15 protein-coding genes and 1 tRNA gene are annotated in these 19,848 nt (G+C 42.8%); 11 read left to right on the top strand and 5 right to left on the bottom strand.

Annotated elements, in window-relative coordinates:
- Positions 1-3 precede the first annotated feature (3 nt).
- Positions 4-411 carry a hypothetical protein gene (locus ACQ4LT_RS14130; RefSeq protein ID WP_445666707.1) on the bottom strand — a complete coding sequence of 136 codons (408 nt, stop codon included), beginning with the start codon at positions 409-411 and terminating at the stop codon, positions 4-6.
- Between the two features lie 269 nt (positions 412-680).
- On the opposite strand from ACQ4LT_RS14130, the gene ACQ4LT_RS14135 reads away from it, so the two are divergent.
- The 3 genes from ACQ4LT_RS14135 (at position 681) to ACQ4LT_RS14145 (ending at position 7,730) form a co-directional block, all read left to right on the top strand.
- Positions 681-5,570, top strand: a complete 4,890-nt coding sequence (locus ACQ4LT_RS14135) for a lamin tail domain-containing protein (RefSeq protein WP_445666708.1) — start codon at positions 681-683, stop codon at positions 5,568-5,570.
- 100 nt (positions 5,571-5,670) lie between these two features.
- Positions 5,671-6,492 carry a glutamate racemase gene (gene murI, locus ACQ4LT_RS14140; RefSeq protein ID WP_445666709.1) on the top strand — a complete coding sequence of 274 codons (822 nt, stop codon included), beginning with the start codon at positions 5,671-5,673 and terminating at the stop codon, positions 6,490-6,492.
- 5 nt (positions 6,493-6,497) lie between these two features.
- Positions 6,498-7,730, top strand: coding sequence for an NAD(P)/FAD-dependent oxidoreductase (locus ACQ4LT_RS14145; RefSeq protein WP_445666710.1), 1,233 nt, complete (start codon positions 6,498-6,500; stop codon positions 7,728-7,730).
- Positions 7,731-8,008: 278 nt separating this feature from the next.
- On the opposite strand, the gene ACQ4LT_RS14150 is transcribed toward ACQ4LT_RS14145, so the two are convergent.
- Positions 8,009-9,337, bottom strand: a complete 1,329-nt coding sequence (locus ACQ4LT_RS14150; RefSeq protein ID WP_445666711.1) for a PhoH family protein — start codon at positions 9,335-9,337, stop codon at positions 8,009-8,011.
- A 110-nt stretch (positions 9,338-9,447) separates the two neighbouring features.
- Complete coding sequence (locus ACQ4LT_RS14155) at positions 9,448-10,242, bottom strand: TrmH family RNA methyltransferase (protein WP_445666712.1); 795 nt, start codon at positions 10,240-10,242, stop codon at positions 9,448-9,450.
- A 151-nt stretch (positions 10,243-10,393) separates the two neighbouring features.
- Here ACQ4LT_RS14155 and amaB point away from each other — a divergent pair, with 151 nt between their 5' ends.
- Positions 10,394-11,923 carry an L-piperidine-6-carboxylate dehydrogenase gene (gene amaB, locus ACQ4LT_RS14160; RefSeq protein ID WP_445666713.1) on the top strand — a complete coding sequence of 510 codons (1,530 nt, stop codon included), beginning with the start codon at positions 10,394-10,396 and terminating at the stop codon, positions 11,921-11,923.
- A gap of 88 nt (positions 11,924-12,011) precedes the next feature.
- Here amaB and ACQ4LT_RS14165 read toward each other — a convergent pair whose 3' ends face one another.
- Together ACQ4LT_RS14165 and ACQ4LT_RS14170 are read right to left on the bottom strand one after the other, a co-directional pair.
- Positions 12,012-12,953 (bottom strand): DUF3078 domain-containing protein, encoded by a 942-nt coding sequence (locus tag ACQ4LT_RS14165; RefSeq protein WP_445666714.1) that lies wholly within the window; start codon positions 12,951-12,953, stop codon positions 12,012-12,014.
- Positions 12,954-13,040: 87 nt separating this feature from the next.
- The gene (locus ACQ4LT_RS14170) at positions 13,041-13,508 is read right to left on the bottom strand and encodes a phosphoribosyltransferase family protein (RefSeq protein WP_445666715.1); all 468 of its coding nucleotides are present in this window, start codon (positions 13,506-13,508) and stop codon (positions 13,041-13,043) included.
- Positions 13,509-13,667: 159 nt separating this feature from the next.
- On the opposite strand from ACQ4LT_RS14170, the gene ACQ4LT_RS14175 reads away from it, so the two are divergent.
- The 7 genes from ACQ4LT_RS14175 (at position 13,668) to ACQ4LT_RS14205 (ending at position 19,825) form a co-directional block, all read left to right on the top strand.
- Positions 13,668-13,961 carry a hypothetical protein gene (locus ACQ4LT_RS14175; protein WP_445666716.1) on the top strand — a complete coding sequence of 98 codons (294 nt, stop codon included), beginning with the start codon at positions 13,668-13,670 and terminating at the stop codon, positions 13,959-13,961.
- Positions 13,954-15,147 carry a DUF2851 family protein gene (locus ACQ4LT_RS14180; protein WP_445666717.1) on the top strand — a complete coding sequence of 398 codons (1,194 nt, stop codon included), beginning with the start codon at positions 13,954-13,956 and terminating at the stop codon, positions 15,145-15,147. Before ACQ4LT_RS14175 ends, ACQ4LT_RS14180 begins: the two co-directional genes overlap by 8 nt.
- Positions 15,148-15,199: 52 nt before the next feature.
- Positions 15,200-15,270 (top strand) — tRNA-Gln (locus ACQ4LT_RS14185).
- 68 nt (positions 15,271-15,338) lie between these two features.
- A complete protein-coding gene (locus tag ACQ4LT_RS14190) occupies positions 15,339-16,271 on the top strand; it encodes a ribose-phosphate diphosphokinase (protein ID WP_445666718.1) in 933 nt (310 codons plus the stop codon).
- Positions 16,272-16,288: 17 nt separating this feature from the next.
- On the top strand, positions 16,289-17,002 hold the full coding sequence (locus ACQ4LT_RS14195) for a 50S ribosomal protein L25 (protein ID WP_445666719.1): 714 nt from the start codon (positions 16,289-16,291) through the stop codon (positions 17,000-17,002).
- A gap of 27 nt (positions 17,003-17,029) precedes the next feature.
- Positions 17,030-17,587 (top strand): aminoacyl-tRNA hydrolase, encoded by a 558-nt coding sequence (gene pth, locus ACQ4LT_RS14200; protein WP_445666720.1) that lies wholly within the window; start codon positions 17,030-17,032, stop codon positions 17,585-17,587.
- Between the two features lie 36 nt (positions 17,588-17,623).
- Positions 17,624-19,825, top strand: coding sequence for a sodium-translocating pyrophosphatase (locus ACQ4LT_RS14205; RefSeq protein ID WP_445666721.1), 2,202 nt, complete (start codon positions 17,624-17,626; stop codon positions 19,823-19,825).
- Positions 19,826-19,848: the final 23 nt, after the last annotated feature.

Raw genomic sequence — 19,848 nt, forward strand, 5'->3', positions numbered from 1 at the left:
ACCTTACCCTTCCGTATTCTCACCATCCAATTCTTTAAGCTTGTGCTCAGAAAGATGAACCCGGGCTGACGAAACGGCATTTTGAGCATCATCGCGATCGGAGCGTTTAATCTTTAACTTCAACCTTCCCTGCTCGCTTCCCGGCAAGGTTTCAAATACTTTCATTGATGTCCCTTCCAGAATAATTTTTGCACTCCACCACCCTTTTTCAAAACGGATATCATCCAGATCAGCATAGGTGATCATAGCCGATTTAACACCGGAAGTTATTAATCCCACAATACTATCCTCAACTTCAAACTCCAGATAAAGTCCATCTTCTTTTACTTTTAATAATCCCTTTGCAACCTGGAAGCCATAATTAATATTCGGTATTTCAACGGGTACCGATGGGTTGGATGAGTAATTCATTAGGAGTGTTTTGGATTTATAACTAACGGTAAAAAGTATATAAAAAATTATCGAAAAAACTTTGTAAGGATTTACTATCTCAACGGTCTTACTAACAGAAACGCGTAAAAGCGTATAAGCCGTTGAAATAGAGAGCAATATCAAATGTCCTTCCGGGGTGAAACTGTTGAGAGCAGTTTCACCCTCTTTTTTTGTATCGGATGCTTTTTCTTGCCATTATTATTTTTCTCTATTATTCTTCTGGCAGACTATTCATCAAGAAAATCGGTATGATATACAAAAGCACGTTGGTTTTCCTTTTTATTGGGATTTTCATTTCTATTACATCATCTACCTTCGCTCAATCAGTCACCATTGATGAAGATTTCTCAGATGGGGACTTTACAAATAATCCTACTTGGACTGACGGTGAATCCAAACATACCGTAAATACCTTAAATATGCTTCAGCTGGATGCTCCCAGTGAAAGTGCTGAAGCTGTAATCCATACGGTCTCAACAGCCGCTTATGGAGAATGGGAAGCATATATTGAACTTGGTTTTAATCCATCAAGCAGTAATCTGTCAAGATTCTATATTGTAGTTGATAACCAAGATATGAAAGGTGATATAGATGGATATTTTGTTCAAATAGGTGATACTGATGATGAAGTGAGCCTCTATCGCCAGGATGGCAACAGTACAACAAAAATTATAAATGGAACTGATGGTATTGTTGATACTGATCCTGTAACTGTTCGTGTTCAGGTAACCAGAGATCTCAATGGAAATTGGGAGCTTTTTGCTGATCCCACCGGAAGCACCTCATATACCTCTCAGGGAACTGCAAAAGACAATACCTATGCCCAAAGTGAATTCATCGGTCTATTCAGTGATTATACCAGCACCCGATCCAATCTGTTTGAATACGATGATATAAAAGTCACTAAAGTTAATCCGCCACTGGATATACAAAATGTTACAGTCGTAGATAATCAAACTATTAATATCTCTTTTAATCTTGATGTTGATCCAACAACTGTTCAAACATCAGACTTTAGTATTAAGCCTAATATTGGAAATCCCAATATCACCAGTACTTCAGACAATGTCGTTCAACTCACATTTAATAATCCTATCCCCGGCGGAAAATATACCCTAAATGTCAGCAATATTGCTGACAACGAAGGCAACACCATCGATCCTAATACTGAGTATAAATTTCAATTTTTTGACTCCTATGCCCAAGGAGATATCATCATCAACGAATTTGTTTACGATTATCCGACAACAATCAATGAAGAATACATCGAGATCCGAAATACCAGCAGCAAATATCTAAACCTTGCCAATTGGCAAATAGTAGATAATAACAGCAGTTCCAGTTTAGGTTCGGATCCCATCGCCGTAGAACCCGACAGCTTCTTAGTTGTTTCAGCAGACACTACTGAACTACTTAATATATTCGGTAATCGAGCTTACCATCAGGCAAGCTTTCCTGCTCTCAATAATACAACACCTGATGCAGTACAATTAATTACCAATACTGGTGCTAAAGCAGATTCTCTAACTTATAACTCCGACTGGGGCGGCACGAATGTGGCACTGGAACGACGATCAGCATCAACGCCAAGTATTTACCATGAAAATTGGGGCAACTCTCCCAATCCTAACGGGGGGACACCGGGTACAACCAATGAGGTGACCAAAGATAATACACCTCCCAAACTCACTAATATAAATATCATATCTATCCAAACGCTACAAGCCGTTTTTGATGAGCGCTTGGGTCAACCCGGCAACTATAGCATCACCAACAACAGTATTTCATCAGTAAATCAAACGGCAGCTAATACCATCGAGCTCTCTCTGGGGTCCGGCCTACAAAATGCACAGGATTACACATTATCCATCGGAGATGCAGAAGATATTTTCGGCAATACAATATCTCCAACCGATACCTCTTTCACCTATTATGAACCGTCACCTGTGGATTCGGGAGATGTCGCTATCAATGAATTTATGTTTGCCCCGCCGGCAAACAGCTCTGAATATATCGAGCTCTACAACCATTCCACTAAATCTCTCGACCTGCAGGAATGGACGCTCAGTGATAACCGTGAAAGCTTTGAAGGGACAATTTCCAACGATCAATTTATTGTGCCGCCGGACAGTTTTGTGGTCATTGCCCCAGACAATACTATTGAATCAGAATATCCGAATATTGCTCTGATTACTATGGGAGATTTCCCCGCCCTTAATAACGGTGGCGACAAAATTATCATCCGGGACCAAAACGGTACGTTATTAGACTCTCTGACCTACACTTCAGATTGGGGCGGTGAGGAAATAGCCCTGGAACGCCGCACCATTAATATTTCAAGCTCTTATCAAAGTAATTGGGGCAATGCACCCAATTACTTTGGTACTCCGGGATCATCAAACGACATTGAACCTGACACCGAAGCTCCAACAGTTGAAAATTTTGAGATCCGAAGTAATACGGAATTAGCAGTAATATTTTCGGAACAGCTGGATGGAAATTCAGCAGAAGAAGTCAACAATTACTCTATATTAGGTTCGCTTTCTGTAGAAAATGCACAATTTTCATCTCCCGACACTGCCCTTTTATCGCTCAACAATTCGTTGCAAAATGCAACGACATACACTCTTGGCGTAGAAAACATTGCAGATCTGTTTGGTAATATAATGTCTGCTACCGATACCTCCTTTACTTATTATAAAGTATCCAATGCCGACTCTGGTGATGTCTTTGTTAATGAATTTACTTTTGTCCCTCCATCCGGAAGTACCGAATACATCGAAATTTATAATCTTTCTAACGAATCATTTAATCTTCAGGGATGGACCTTAAGCGATAATCGCGGTATTTACGAAACTATTACTAACTCACGTTTTATAATACCTCCAGATAGCTTCATAGTAATAGCACCTGACAATACGCTATTAACCAATCATCCCGATATTGCGCTGATAACAATGAGTAGCTTTCCAGCCCTTAACAACGGCGGTGATCAAATTATCATACGAAACCAAAATGGAATCCTTCTGGATTCGTTGCAATACACTCCCGACTGGGGAGGCGACGAGATAGCACTTGAACGACGTACTACAGATATTTCCGGAATATTTCGTGAAAACTGGGCCAATGCTCCCAATGGATTTGGTACTCCGGGATCCCAAAATGAAGTACTTCAGGATCAAACTCCGCCTTCTTTTGAAAATCTAATTAGCATTGGTAACAACAAGATTGAACTTAGATTTTCAGAAAAAATAGCTCCATTATCAGCAACAGATAAACAAAATTACCAGCTTTCCCCGTCTGTTGGAATTCAATTGATATCAGCACAAAATAAAGCGGTAACCCTATTCTTAGAACAGGAACTTACTGACGGACAAACCTATGAAGTGACAGCTTCAAATATCTCTGACATCTTTGATAATACGTTATCAAGTGCAACCCAAGACCTTAAATACCTCAAAATTGATAATGCCCGATCGGGACAAATCGTTATTAATGAAATATTGTATAACCCGGGAGTCCAAGGAACGGCCGATTTCATTGAACTTTATAATACCACGGATAACAATTTCGATTTAACCGAATGGGTGGTGGGCGATTACAGCACCGAAACAACCATCGAAGATCCCCTGCAACTTGAAGCCGGTGAATATCTTGTACTTACTGGCAATCAAAATTTTGCGGCCGAAATCCCCAATGGGGTAGCAATAAGCGGATTTCCATCCTTAAATAATAACACGCCTGATGATATTTATATCAGAAATAAAAACGGTGTAACGATTGATTCCTTGCGCTACTATCAGAGCTGGGGCAGTGATACCGATGGATCTTCTCTTGAACGAAAAGACCCATTAGCGGCTTCAAATGATGCCTCAAACTGGCAAACCAACAACTCTGATAACGGCATTTCGGCGGGCATCCAAAATGTTTCCTTCCAGAAGGATACCGATTCTCCGAAGATGATTTTCTCGAAGGTACTGGGGAATGGCGATTATAAAATCCAGTTTAATGAATTTATCCGTCTAACCGACGATGCTGCTTTTTATGCCGGAGAAGAACGTCTTTCAATTACTGACTTTGACTCAACCAATGCTGATGTCATTTCCCTGTCTTTTCCTACTTCTAAGAGTAATACCACCAATGCTAATAACACGACCATTCGGGCAGAAAATTTTAGTGATGTAAAGGGAAATAGGACCACAAGTTCCGAGATTTCGGTAGCTCAACCGTTACAAAAGGGGGATCTGGTTATCAACGAAATTATGTTTAATCCCCTGGCCGATTCTGATGACAATCAGCCCGATCAAACTGAGTATATTGAGCTGCGCAATACTCGGGATTATGCCATTTCTCTTGAAGGGCTATTTCTACATGACGAGCCTGACGAACACGGAGATATCCGCGACATACGACCGGTATCTACAACAGCAAAATGGGTTCCGCCGCAGGGACATGTGCTCGTCCATGCCGATGAGAGTACAAATTTTAAAGAAAGTCAAACCGCTACCTTTTTCAATCTTGAATCACCTAACAAGCAATCAATTATGCGGGCAGACCGCTCCAGTCTTAGCTTAGCTTCGTCAGATGATGCCATTTACGTAGCCGACAGTACGGGTACCACCATCGATTCCGTTTTTTATGATGAAAGCTGGCACAATCCCAATATTATTGATACTCGGGGCATTGCTCTGGAACGTATTGCACCTGGTGGCCCCAGCAATGATGACACAAACTGGGGATCCAGCGTAACTGAAAAAGGCGGGACACCCAATTCGGAGAACTCCATCTATCAGGAAAATGCTCAGATTCGCCAGGAAACAGGTATTAGTTTCAATCCCAATCCTTTTTCCCCGGATGATGACGGTTATGAGGATAATCTATTTATCAACTACAAACTTGATCACCAAGACTACCTGATCAAGGTCCGCATTTATGATCGCTACGGACGCCTGGTGCGCACATTGGCTGACGGAAAACAAGCCGGGTTTGAAGGACAGCTTATTTGGGATGGGCGAAAAGACGACAACAGTCGCAATCGTATTGGCATTTATATTGTTATTTTCGAAGCCCATGATAGTGCCTCAGGAAGTGATCTGAGCTTCAAAAAAACAGTGGTACTTGCCCGGAAACTTAATTAGGGATTGGAAATTTGAAATTTAGAATTAGGAAGTTGGATATTTTTCTTAGTTTTAGATCATTTACAGAAATTCCGAATTCTTGATCTCTTATTTTTATTAAATGAGTTCTGCTCCAATTGGCATTTTTGACTCCGGCTTCGGTGGACTGACGGTCATGAAGGATATCGTCAGCGAACTACCGCAATATGACTATCTCTATCTCGGTGATAACGCACGATCTCCCTATGGAACCCGCTCTTTCGAAACGATTTACCACTACACGCTGGAATGCGTTACATATCTTTTTGACCAAAATTGCCACTTGGTCATCCTGGCCTGTAATACCGCCTCGGCCAAGGCGCTTCGAACTATCCAACAAAAGGATTTACCAAATATTGATCCCGAACGAAGAGTACTTGGTGTTATCCGTCCCACTGCCGAAGTCATCGGCAACTATTCTGAAACCGGGCATGTGGGTATTCTCGGGACCAGCGGTACTGTGAACTCCAGATCATATGTATTGGAGATTAAAAACCAGTTCCCGGAATTGACAGTCCACCAAGAACCTTGCCCCATGTGGGTGCCACTTGTGGAAAACCAGGAATATGACAGTGAAGGTGCCGATTATTTCGTACAGCAATATATCGATAGGATCTTATCTCAATCCAAAGAAATAGATACCCTGCTACTGGCTTGTACGCACTATCCCTTGCTAATTGATAAAATAAAACAGTTTGTTCAAGACGATATCACAATTCTAAGCCAAGGTGAGATTGTCGCTAAGAGCCTCGCTGATTATTTGATCCGACATCCGGAAATTGAGGAAAAGTGTTCTCAAAACGGGACACGCAGATTCCTTACTACCGATTCGACCGAAGATTTTGATGCTCATGCCAACGTTTTCTGGGGCGACAAAATAACTTCTGAGTTCATCGATCTTTAAAAAATATGCCAACAACCAACAAACTTGCTGTTATTGGCGGTGGAGCTGCCGGATTTTTTGCTGCCGTCAATGCAGCACGCCTCAACCCCGATCTCAACGTCACTATTTTTGAAAAAAGTCGGGAGGTCCTTTCCAAAGTTCGTATTTCGGGCGGCGGACGCTGCAATGTGACTCACCACTGCTTCGACCCGGAAGTAATGTCCAGAGCTTATCCCCGGGGATCACGTGAACTCCGCTGGGCTTTTGAACAGTTTCAACCAGCCGATACGGTTTCCTGGTTTGAGGATCACGGGGTAGAGCTCAAAACAGAGAGCGACGGACGCATGTTCCCCACTACCGATGATTCGGCAACGATTATCAATTGTTTAAAGAGAGAAGCAGATAAGTACAACATCGACGTTCTTAACCGGTATCGCGTTGAAGCAGTAAAACCCACGGACGGCAGCCAATTTACGTTGTCTATTCGAGATCATGAATCCCAAATGTTTGATACCGTAATAATTGCTACGGGTGGTTCTAATCGCCGCAGCACATACCAGTGGCTCGAAGATCTGGGGCATTCTATTGTAGAACCGGTACCTTCTTTATTTACGTTCAATTTCAAAAAAAATATTTTTGAAGATCTGGCCGGCATTTCGGTGGCTAATGGATCTGTCAGTATTGAAGACACCTCCTATCAGCACGAAGGGCCCATCTTAATCACCCACTGGGGACTAAGCGGTCCGGCCGTGTTAAAAACGTCAGCCTGGGCAGCGCGATATCTCTATGAACAAAACTATGATTTTACTATTCGGGTCAACTGGCTGTATCCCCTTAATCTCCAAGAGGTTCAGCGAAAGCTTAAAAAGCTTCGAGATACCAATGCCCGCAAAACAACGCAGAAACAAGACACTTTTCCTATTCCTAACCGTTTGTGGAATCGCTTCTTGGAACTGGCTGATATTGATCCCAAAACAAGATGGGCTGACCTCTCAAACGAGAACATTCATCATCTTACCGAACAGCTTGCAAATGCAAGCTATGACATTGAGGGAAAGACCACCTACAAAGAAGAGTTCGTCACCAGTGGCGGCATTCCACTGGATGAGGTGAATATGGGAACGATGGAGAGCAAAAAAGTACCTAATCTTTATTTTGCCGGAGAAGTGCTAAATATTGACGGCATCACCGGCGGGTATAATTTTCAATCAGCCTGGACCACCGGCTGGATTGCTGCCCAGAATATTGGATCAGAATAACCACTTATTTTCATTGATCGAATAAAAACGAAAACAAAGATTTCTCACTACGTTCGAAATGACTCTGAATTTTAAAGTAGCATGTCATTTCGACCAAAGGTCTGTGCGTTTCAGACCGACGTGGAGAAATCTATTAGGGCACAATTTAACAGGGGAACAAAAAGCTATTTTATTAATTATATTTTGCAGCCATGATAGATGTCTCGACTACGCTCCGCTCAACATGACAATTCTTTTAAAATACCTCAAGTGCCACAAGTATTAAGTATAAATGTTGTTTACAATAACTTACTGGCCAGGTTTGCCAGCTCAGATCGCTCTCCCTTCTCCAGGTTAATGTGCGCATAGAGTTCACTATCATGCATGCGGTCCACCAAAAATGACAGACCGTTGCTCTGGGTATCCAAATAAGGCGTATCGATCTGGAAGATATCACCCGTAAAAATGATCTTCGTGTTTTCGCCCGCGCGGGTAATAATCGTTTTCACTTCGTGCGGCGTCAGGTTTTGAGCCTCATCCACAATAAAAATCACGTTCGACAAACTGCGTCCCCTAATATACGCCAGCGGTATAATGCGCAGCTTATCATTTTCCAGCATATCATCTATCTTTTGAAATTTTTTGCTGCTCTCCGGAAACTGATTCTTGATAAACGACAAGTTATCCCAGAGCGGCTGCATGTAGGGATCAATTTTGGAGCTGATATCACCTGGCAGATAGCCGATATCATTATTACTCAACGGCACAATGGGACGAGCCAGGAATATCTGATGAAAATTGCGTCGCTGTTCCAGCGCGCCGGCCAGTGCCAGCAGTGTTTTTCCCGTGCCCGCCGCACCGGTAATAGTCACCAGTAAATTATTAGGATTCAAAATAGCGTTCAGTGCAAAAGTCTGTTCCGCATTCCGCGGTGTTACGCCATAGGCCGTTTTCTTTTGTACCAGCTCTACCGAATCATTTTCCTTATTAAAATATCCCAGCGCCGATCCGGATTGCCCTTTCAGAATAAAAAACTGATTGTTATTGGGTTTCTCATCCTGTAAATCGGTATAAGGTAACTTTCCCTCTTCATACATCTTATTAATGATGGTATCGTTGCAGGCAACCTCTTTCTTGCCCTGATACAAGTGGTCAAGATCCTTGATCTGTATCGTCTCATAATCCTCGGCATCAATATTCAGCGACCGCGCTTTAATCCGAAGATTGATATCCTTCGAAACCAGAATCACCTTCTTATCCGGCTCCTCCTCCATCAGCTTAAGCACCGAGTTTAAAATGCGGTGGTCGTTCTTCTCATTTCCAAACACTTTTGAGGCATCAAGCTCGCTATCCTCATTACTAATAACCCGCAGTTTACCGTGCGTTTCTCCATTCAGGGGAATCCACTTCTGTAGTAAATTCTTGTCAGATATCTTATCAAGATAGCGGCTAAACTCACGGGCATGCAGATTTATGACATCATTCCCCTTTTTGAACGTATCGATCTCCTCGAGCACCGTAATAGGAATAGCAATATCATTTTTCTGGAAATTCTTTACCGCCTCAGAGTCATACAATAATACCGAAGTATCCAGAACATAAATTTTGTCTTTCTTGGATTTAGCCATACCAGAATAATTTAGATTGGAATAAACAGCCACACCGCAAATGTTTCTAACAGGTTATTGAATAAGCCAGCCAGAATCAATAGCTCACAATCATTCCTTATAACAAAATTTTAGGTTTTTCCGGATAAGTCATACAGTGCAATTGATGCAGCAATTGCCGCATTCAGACTCTCTACATTTTGCTGCCCCACCGGCGACGGAATGCGCACACTACTCCGATCCGCCGTTATCAGTTCATCACGAATGCCGTGGCCTTCATTTCCTACCACAATTACTCCCTTTTTTATGGATGATATTTCATGCAATGCCTTTGACTCGGCGCCGGCATCCAACAAAAAAACGGACCAGTTATGCTGTTCCAGCGTATCAAAAACCTCGGACAATTCCCCATTCATAAATGGTATCGTACCCGTTGCCCCTGCTGTCCCCCGCACAAGTTTGGGGTGAAACATATCCACCGTTCCCTTGCCCGACACAATGCCCGAAATTCCAAACCATCCCGCTGTACGAATTATCGTACCCAGGTTCCCCGGGTCCTGCAATCCATCGAGTGCAACAATCAGCCCCGATTTTTCAGCTAATCCCTCAGCAGTAGCCTCCGGAGGCATCTCACACAGGGCTAACACTCCCTGCGGGGTATCAGTATCCGACACTTCTACAAAAAGTTCTCGCGACAAAGTCGCAACCTCCAATTGATCTATCACATTTTTCCAGTCGGGCTGCTCCCAATACTGCTGGCTTTCATCAAAAAACAGTGCCCGTATTTGTATCTCTTGATTCGCAATTACCTGCTGTACTGCACGAGCCCCTTCTAAAAGAAAAAGACGCTCTTTATAGCGATACTTTTTGCGATTTAATTTTCGAAGAAGCGTCTGTTGACGATTAGATGCCGTTGATATATTCAATGTTTAGTTGCTCGGTTCTTATTAGCATTAAAATGGTTGATAAAAAATCGCACACCAAATATTAGATAAAATTATTTTTGAACTCAGCTTCATATCACGAAAATGATCCTTATTTTACTATCAAAATTTAACAAAACATGAAACCAAAGCTATGGATTTTCTCAAGAAATTAGGTATCGAAGGTACAAACCTGGGCACCAGTACCGGACAAAAGTTTTTTGGATCAGGAAGTGAAGAAACAATATCAAGTCGCACGCCGATTGACGGCTCCCAAATAGCCGACACTACTGTAACTTCCCGCGAAGATTACGATAAAGTGGTGGCCAAAGCGCAAGAAGCATTTGAAGAATGGCGGATGGTTCCTGCCCCAAAACGCGGTGAAATTGTCCGTCAAATAGGACTCGAACTGCGCAAACATAAAGAAGATCTCGGACGCCTGGTTACCTACGAAATGGGCAAAATATATCAAGAAGGACTCGGCGAAGTACAAGAGATGATCGATATCTGTGACTTTGCCGTGGGACAATCGCGCATGCTGTATGGAAAGACGATGCAGTCTGAGCGTCCCAAGCACCGCATGTACGAACAATGGCATCCACTGGGTATCACTGGTATTATTTCGGCCTTCAACTTTCCGGTTGCTGTCTACAGCTGGAACGCCATGATTGCCGCCGTCTGTGGAAATGTGATGATCTGGAAAGGATCCGAAAAAACACCACTGTGCGGCATTGCCGTCCAAAATATTATTGCCAAAGTATTAAAACGAAATGATCTGCCCGAGGGAATTTTTAACCTCATTACCGGCGGACGCGAAGTGGGTGAATGGATGACGGAAGATGAGCGCATTCCTCTTATTTCAGCAACCGGTTCTATTCGGATGGGTAAAGAAGTAGCTAAAACTGTTGGTGCTCGACTCGGCAAAACGATTCTTGAACTTGGCGGCAACAACGCGATCATTGTCTCCGAAAATGCCGATCTCGAAATGGCCGCCCGAGCAACGGTCTTTGGATCCGTAGGAACCTGCGGGCAACGCTGCACTTCTACCCGGCGCCTTATTGTCCACGAAAACGTTTTTGATGAACTGAAAAATCGCCTTGTTGAAATTTACAAAGATGTAAATATCGGCAATCCGTTGGATGAAGATACGCTGGTCGGTCCACTTATTGATAAGCAAGCAGCCGAGAACATGCAACAGGCTCTTGAGGAAGTTCAAGAAGCTGGTGGTGAAATTGTTTACGGTGGAGAAATATTGGAAAAGAAGAAGCTTAACGGAGGACATTATGTAAATCCCGCTATCGTAATTGCCGAAAACGAATACGATATTGTACAGGAAGAGACGTTTGCGCCAATCCTATATTTAATTAAATACAGCGATCTCGACGAAGCCATTGCCAAACACAACGGTGTTCGGCAAGGACTTAGCTCATCCATGTTTACGCTGAATATGAGAGAAGCTGAAACCTTCTTGAGCGCCCGCGGCTCGGATTGCGGTATTGCCAATATCAATGTGGGAACCAGCGGTGCTGAAATCGGCGGGGCTTTTGGAGGCGAAAAAGAAACCGGTGGCGGACGCGAATCCGGATCCGATGCCTGGAAAGCTTATATGCGTCGACAAACAAACACCATCAATTGGAGCGATGAGATGCCGTTGGCCCAAGGCATTGAGTTTGATGTAGAATAGGTTTCACTCATCGAAAATAACTTATACTAAAACAAAAAAGCCCCGAAATCGGGGCTTTTTTGTTACAAATATATATTTTGTGATTTTTTTAGAAAATACTGTACGAAAATCCGGCAGAAAGTACCTGCTTAATTTGCACCTCGCGATTAAAATCGCTGTCATATACCATCACAAACTGGAATGACATATTCAGGTAGTCATTAACTTTGCCAATCAACTCATTTGAAAAGTTAACATCGGTATTATCCACATGGCGCTGCAGGTTTGTAAATGTTTCCACTGTACTGATAAGACGAACATTTGATACAATTTTCTTTTCAAAATTCATCGCCAGTGAATATCCCGGCTCAAAGCGAAAACTTTCACCCGGTTCAAGTCCATATCGTGTAGACAAGGTGGTATCCGAAACAATAGTTTGTTTCATCGCCATACCGGCCTCAGCGGTAAAATAATCTTTCGGTTGAAATGAAATACCCGCTATCTGTGTAAAATAAGCCGGTGCGAAAAAGCGGGAAATTACTACCGGCGGCTCCTCAGCATAATCATAACCCTGATCAAATTGAGTACTGAAATTTATGTTCCCAAAAGCACTCCAACGCTCATCTTCAAAAATATAGCTGAACTTGTTATTTATAGCGATACGATCATTGGTCTTGCGAGTTCCCTCATCTTCTATTTGTGACTTACCGTATTTAAGGTTCGTATCCAGTGCATAAGCAAACTGGCCTTTTCGATATCTTGCATTAAAAACAGTGGAAGCAGTAACACTTATCGTATTTACCCCACCCTGGCTCCAGTTATCGTAGGATGCTTGGGAACCGCTTAAATCACTAACCCAGTCAACCTGCCATCCCCTCAATGTGTCTGCAACGACAACTCTGCTGTTAACATCAGACATATCCCGTACCGAAATATCAGAATCATTCTCCAGCAATCTACTTATTTCAATAGCTTCCTGACTTAAGACCGGCGAAGTAATCAAAAAAAATATACTGAGGAGGAGAGCAACAAAAGCGAAAAATTTATTCATGAAACTATAGAGAATTGTACTACCTGGGGTTATAAATTTAATGCATCAAATATATTGACATTTTTTCCTCTATAAAAGTTTCACTATTCAAGATTTTGTCAGCTTAACATTTTGTAGCTTTTTATTTTTTACGACCACCGAGACATGCTCATTCAATTTTGTAGGGAGCTCCATACCATAAAATTCGGCTTTTATAGGAAATTTACGATGACCGCGATCAACTAATACCGCAGTGTGTATCTCTGAAGGACTCATATAGTTTGAGATAGTATTTAGTGCCTTAAACATCGTCTTTCCCGAGAAAATAACATCATCCACAATAACAGGATAGCAATTTTTCGGTAGTTTTATGTCTTCCAAAACATTGTGTGTGCTTTTATCTTTCAAGGGGAGTTGAAAGAACCGCACCTTGCCATTAAACACAGGAGTTAAAATATTAGCCAGAGTGGTGGCAACTACATATCCCCGATCATTAATACCAAAAAGATCAATGGGACTATCCTCCGCATTATGCTCTGCAATTTCGTGTGCCATTCGGTTTAGGGATCGTAACATTCTTTCCCTGTTCATCAATACTAACTCTGATCCGGAACTCATTAACTTTCCCTTTTAATTAAAAATAAACAGTTGTAAATAATTTATAATAAACAAACAGCTTTGTACATTATTTATAATGAAAACAAAGTGACTTTAAAAGAAAAAGAGAGGTATATTATGAGTCGTAAAAGAAACTTGCTGTTATTTACCACCTCTTTTTTAGGCGGACTGGCTGCCGGCTTCCTGTTAACTCCAAGAAAAGGAGGACAAAACAGAACTTGGTTATCGGAAAACGTATTAGAACTAAAGCGATGGACTAAATCACAACACCGGACCGCCAAACGAAAAGGATCACAAGAAATTAATAAACTTGGAAAGAGTATCCAGCAAGGCATTCAACAAAATATCCCCGATCTTTACGAGGCCACCGATGGTATCCCGTTAAGCGATGATGATATTCTAAATGAATAAATCAACCCCTCCATATCACGAGAAGTTGCTGCACTGGATCTGGGCAAACCGCCATTTCAACTTTCGTAATATCAAAACAATTGACGACCAACAGATTCGGATATATGATACAGGGCGAATTAATAAGTCAGATGGCCCCGACTTTTTATCTGCGGAAATTACCGTCGATAATCTCCGATGGTTTGGAAATGTTGAGTTACATTGGTCGCTATCCGACTGGCGGGCTCACAACCACCACACTGATCCTAATTTTAATAGCGTCATTTTACACGTCGTTTTTAATTCTACCGAAAGCCACAGCCACAGGAGTGATGAAACACAGATCCCCACTCTTTGTTTAACTCCATACCTTTCCCAGCCATTACAGTCTTTCCTGGAACAATATCAGAGCAAACCCAAACTACCCTGCGCAGGTCAGCTTTCTTTTATATCGGACGAAGCTTTTGCCCAGCAGCTGCAAAAAGCCCACAAAGAATATTTTGAACAGAAAGTGGATGATCTACTGACTTTTTATGATGCATCGTTACCTCCATCAAAGGCATGGACTAAAATGCTTACTATTGGTCTCTTCGACGGCCTTGGGATATCCCATAATCGACATCAAATGCGCAAGCTGGCTAATCTTCTCTACGAAGAAAGCACCGATACTTTTTCTAAAAATGCGTTTCGCATCCGGGCTTTAAAACTTTCGGAGATCAATGCTGAAAGCAAAGACGACACCCAAAAAATCATCAACTGGAATCATAAAGGATGCCGTCCCGGCAACCATCCACGGCTCCGTATACAACAAGGTGCAGAGCTCTTTTGGCACATTTACGAACGTCCGTTCGAAGAATGGTTGCAGGATAATCCCCGGGAGTTGTGGGAAAAATTGCTCGATAATGTACAAACAAAACCCGGTCTTGGCCAGGAACGGGCATCTATTCTTTTTGGAACTGTATTTTTGCCTTCAATGTATTTCTTGGGAAATCTATTATTAAAAGAGGGCCTTAAGAATCGTTGCTGGTCGCTTTGGCAAGAACATGAGGCTCATATTCCCTCTTCACTGTTTAAACTTTTTGATAATGCCGATATTTCTCCTTCTCTATATAAGAAAAAGCTCGGATCTATCTATCAACTGCGATCCTATTGTCGTCCCCGCAATTGCCAGGAATGTAAAGTTTTTAAAAGTGTAATTTCTTCTTGATTCAGAACGTGTAAATTCATATCATCTGCATCTGTTGAAAAAGGCATGAGATTGCCCGGTCGTCTAATGGCAGGACAGCGGTTTTTGGTACCGTCAGTGGGGGTTCGAGTCCTCCCCGGGCAACAAATTACAAAGGATGACTTTATAGCCATCCTTTTCTGTTTTTTATAACTTCCTGAAAACTCGCTTCGTTGGATACGCCCTTAGCCATATTTGCCGGACGCAGCAATCTTGCTCTTTCAAGAGCTATTGCTGAAAAATACGGTACTGATTTAGGTGAAGTTACTATTAAGCCGTTTTCAGACGGTGAGCTCTATGTAAAGTATGAACAGAGCATTCGCGGCGAAGATATTTTCGTGGTACAATCCACCCCGCCGCCGGGCAACAACATCATGGAGTTACTATTACTCTTGGACGCTGCAAAACGGGCTTCGGCAAAGCGAGTAACAGCTGTAATTCCCTATTTTGGATATGCCCGTCAAGATCGCAAAGATCAGCCGCGTGTTTCTATTGCCTCTAAGTTGATGGCAAATCTACTTACCGAGGCCGGCGCTGATCGTATTTTAACAATGGATCTGCACGCAGCACAAATTCAGGGATTTTTTGACATTCCGGTTGACCATTTATATGCCAGCCGATTATTTATTGATTATTTCAACGACCATCCGATTGAAAATCTGGTCGTTGTTGCTCCCGATGTGGGAAGCCTGAAAATGGCCAGAGCATATGCCAAACGTTTGGGAGCTCGGCTTGCTTTTATTGATAAAAGGAGGCCTAAACAAAATGTAGCCGAGGTAATGAATATTGTCGGTGAAGTTGAAAACAAAAATGTGCTGATCGTCGATGATCTTATTGACACAGCAGGCACATTAACAAATGCCGCTTCCGCACTGAAAGATCGCGGAGCACTTAATATTATAGCAACATGTACGCACCCTATTTTATCAGGGCCTGCGTACCAACGAATTGAAGATTCACCTATTGATCAACTGTTGGTTACCGATACGGTGCCGCTTCGTAAACCTTCGAGCAAGATTAAGGTTTTGAGCGTAGCGGGTATTTTTGCTGAAGCAATACAGCGTATCCACACCAACGATACAATAAGTGCACTTTTTGACGATTAAATTAACGTTTTAGGATTATGATTACTCCAGAAGTAGTAGATTTAGAAGCAAAGAAACGAGAAACAGGCCGTAAAGCCGCTGACGCCCTTCGGGATGCCATGCGCGTACCATGTGTCATGTATGGACCTGAGGTTGAAGAAAACGTACATTTTTCGATCGATGAGCTGGAATTTGAAAAAATACTGAGCGAAAGCAAGCGTCAGATACTGAACATCACGGTTGATGGTGAGGAGTACAAGACACTTCTTAAAGACGTGGAATTTCATCCACTGACAGATCGTCCCGTTCATGCAGACTTTTATGTAATGGACGAAGATCACAAAGTAACATTAAGTGTGCCCATCAAGTTAGAAGGTACTCCTGTTGGTGTTACAGAAGGCGGCGGTCGTATTTTCCAACCAATGCATATCTTGCGCATTCGCGTTAAGCCCGATCTTATTCCTGGAGCTTACACGGTTGATGTTAGTGAATTAGAAATTGGGGATTCCTTACACGTCCGTGATCTCGAGCTTGAAGGAATTATTCCGCTCGACGATCTGGGACGAACGCTGGTAACCATTCGTCCTCCAAAATCCGAAGCGCTCCTTACTTCTTCACTTATTACCGAAGAACCAGAAGAAGAGCTCGAAGAAGGCGAAGAGGCACTCGAAGAAGGCGAAGAACTTGCAGAAGGCGAGGAAGCCGAAGAGGGCGAAGAAACCGAAGGCGACGAAGAAGAAACCGAACAATAGTATTGACCAAACCAGCGTAACTGCTTTATGCCGTTAATTATAGGTCTGGGAAATCCCGGAAGTAAGTACGCTGGCACCCGTCATAATATAGGTTTTGAATTTATCGATAAACTGGCAACATCGTTGTCAGTACGAATGGGGCCTGGGAAAGGCCCTTTTCATGTGGGAAAAGGAAATCATGCAGGACATTCGATTTACCTGGTTAAACCCACTACCTATATGAATAACAGCGGTGATGCTGTACGCCAGGCAGTTAATTGGTATAAAGAAGATGTTGGCAACTGCCTGGTTTGCTACGATGACTTGGATCTGGATGTAGGAACTATTCGTTTGCGTCCGGGAGGAAGTGCAGGCGGACATAACGGAATAAAAGATATTATCAATAAATTAGGGACAAATTCTTTTCCCCGACTGCGTATCGGGATTGGAAATGACTTTCCAAGAGGACAACAAGTACAACATGTACTTTCCCCCTTTTCTGATGATGAGCATACGACTATTGAATCAACCTTGGACAATGCGGTGGATGCCGCTCTCTGTTTTGTCAGAGAAGGCATTGATCAGGCAATGAACAAGTTTAACTAATCAACTACTAACTTATCCTAATAAACTAAAGCTGACATGAATACCTTAATAACCTACTTAATACCGGTTAGTGGTATACTTGCGCTACTGTATACCTTCTTAAAATCGTCTTGGGTTAATAAACAAGACACCGGCACTAAAAAAATGGCGACCATCAGCTCACACATACAACGTGGAGCGATGGCTTTTCTGAAAGCTGAATATAAAGTACTGTCAATATTTGTAATCTCCGTAGCCATTCTATTGGGAGTTACTGCCAATGCAGAAACATCCCACTGGCTTGTATCGGTTTCTTTTGTTGTGGGAGCATTCTGTTCCGGTTTGGCCGGCTTCATTGGTATGCGCGTTGCTACAAAAGCAAATGTTCGTACTACTAATGCCGCCCGCGAAAGTCTTGGCAAGGGATTAAATATTGCTTTTGCAGGCGGTTCCGTTATGGGACTCGGCGTTGTAGGATTAGGTGTTCTGGGTCTTGGACTTCTCTTTCTCATATTCGGTGATATGTTTGGAACCGGTAACGCAGCAAGTGTCAATAAAGTATTGGCTATTGTTACCGGATTCTCTTTCGGCGCTTCCTCTATTGCCCTATTTGCTCGTGTAGGCGGCGGTATTTATACCAAAGCAGCCGATGTTGGTGCCGATCTTGTAGGAAAAGTTGAAGCAGGTATTCCCGAAGATCACCCTTTAAATCCCGCTACTATTGCCGATAATGTTGGAGACAATGTTGGCGATGTTGCCGGAATGGGAGCCGATTTATTTGAATCGTATGTAGGATCTATTATCGGTACTATGGTATTAGGCGCTGCATTTATGGCTAACCCGGAATGGGCAGATAACTTCAATGGTCTTTCTGCTGTACTCCTTCCACTTGTTTTGGCAGGTACCGGAATTTTAACTTCCATTCTCGGAACATTCTTCGTCCGTGTTAAGGAAGGTGGAAACCCACAAACCGCATTGAATATTGGTGAATTTGTATCGGCTGCCGTAATGCTTGTAGCTTCTTATCTGCTAATCCAGTGGATGCTTCCTACAAGCTGGACCCATACCACTATTTTTGGTGATGAAATTGCCATTACAAGCATAGGTGTTTTCTGGTCAACAATATTTGGGTTAGCGGCAGGATTACTTATTGGACTAATAACCGAACACTACACCGGAACTGGTACAGGACCTGTAACCGGAATTGTAGAACAATCTTCAACCGGTGCTGCTACAAATATTATTGCGGGTGTTGGCGTAGGAATGATTTCTACTGCCATTCCCATCGTAATTATTGCTACTGCAATGATTGCTTCATACGAATTTGCCGGTCTATATGGTATAGCTATCGCTGCAGTAGGAATGCTCTCCAATACCGGTATTCAACTGGCTGTTGATGCCTACGGACCTATTTCTGACAACGCAGGCGGTATTGCTGAAATGTCGGAATTGCCCGACGAAGTACGCGAACGCACTGACAAGCTGGATGCTGTTGGTAACACCACGGCAGCCATCGGAAAAGGATTTGCCATTGGCTCTGCTGCGCTTACAGCGCTTGCATTGTTTGCCGCATTTATCACTTCTTATAATGCAACACACGAAGTGGCATTAACCGGTATTAATATCACCCAACCCAAGGTTATGGGGGCTCTTTTCATAGGAGCAATGTTACCCTTCTTATTCTCTGCACTTTCCATGAAAGCGGTAGGACGTGCTGCTATGTCAATGATTGAAGAGGTTCGACGTCAGTTCAACGATATTCCAGAACTGCGCGCCGGACTTGATGCCATGTCCCGAAACGAAGGCACCAAGATGGAAGACTGGTCTGAAGAAGATCAGGATACCTTTGAAACGGCTATTGGAAAAGCTGAGTATGAAAAATGTGTTGAAATTTCTACCACGGCTTCACTCCGTGAGATGGTTGCTCCCGGCGTTCTTGCTGTGGTCGTACCGGTCGCTTTCGGATTCCTTGGCGGAGCCGAAATGCTCGGCGGACTACTTGCCGGCGTTACCGCTTCTGGTGTGCTAATGGCACTTTTCCAATCAAATGCCGGCGGTGCATGGGATAATGCCAAGAAAATGATTGAAGAAGGTTATGAGTACAACGGAGAAATGCTTAAAAAAGGCTCCGATGCTCACAAAGCTTCTGTTGTTGGTGATACCGTAGGCGATCCGTTCAAGGATACCTCAGGTCCCTCACTCAATATTCTTATTAAGCTTATGTCGGTTGTTGCTCTTGTAATTGCAACAATGATCTAAGTTAAGATAGTTAAGATTCTAAA

The organism is Fodinibius sp. AD559 (assembly GCF_052712805.1).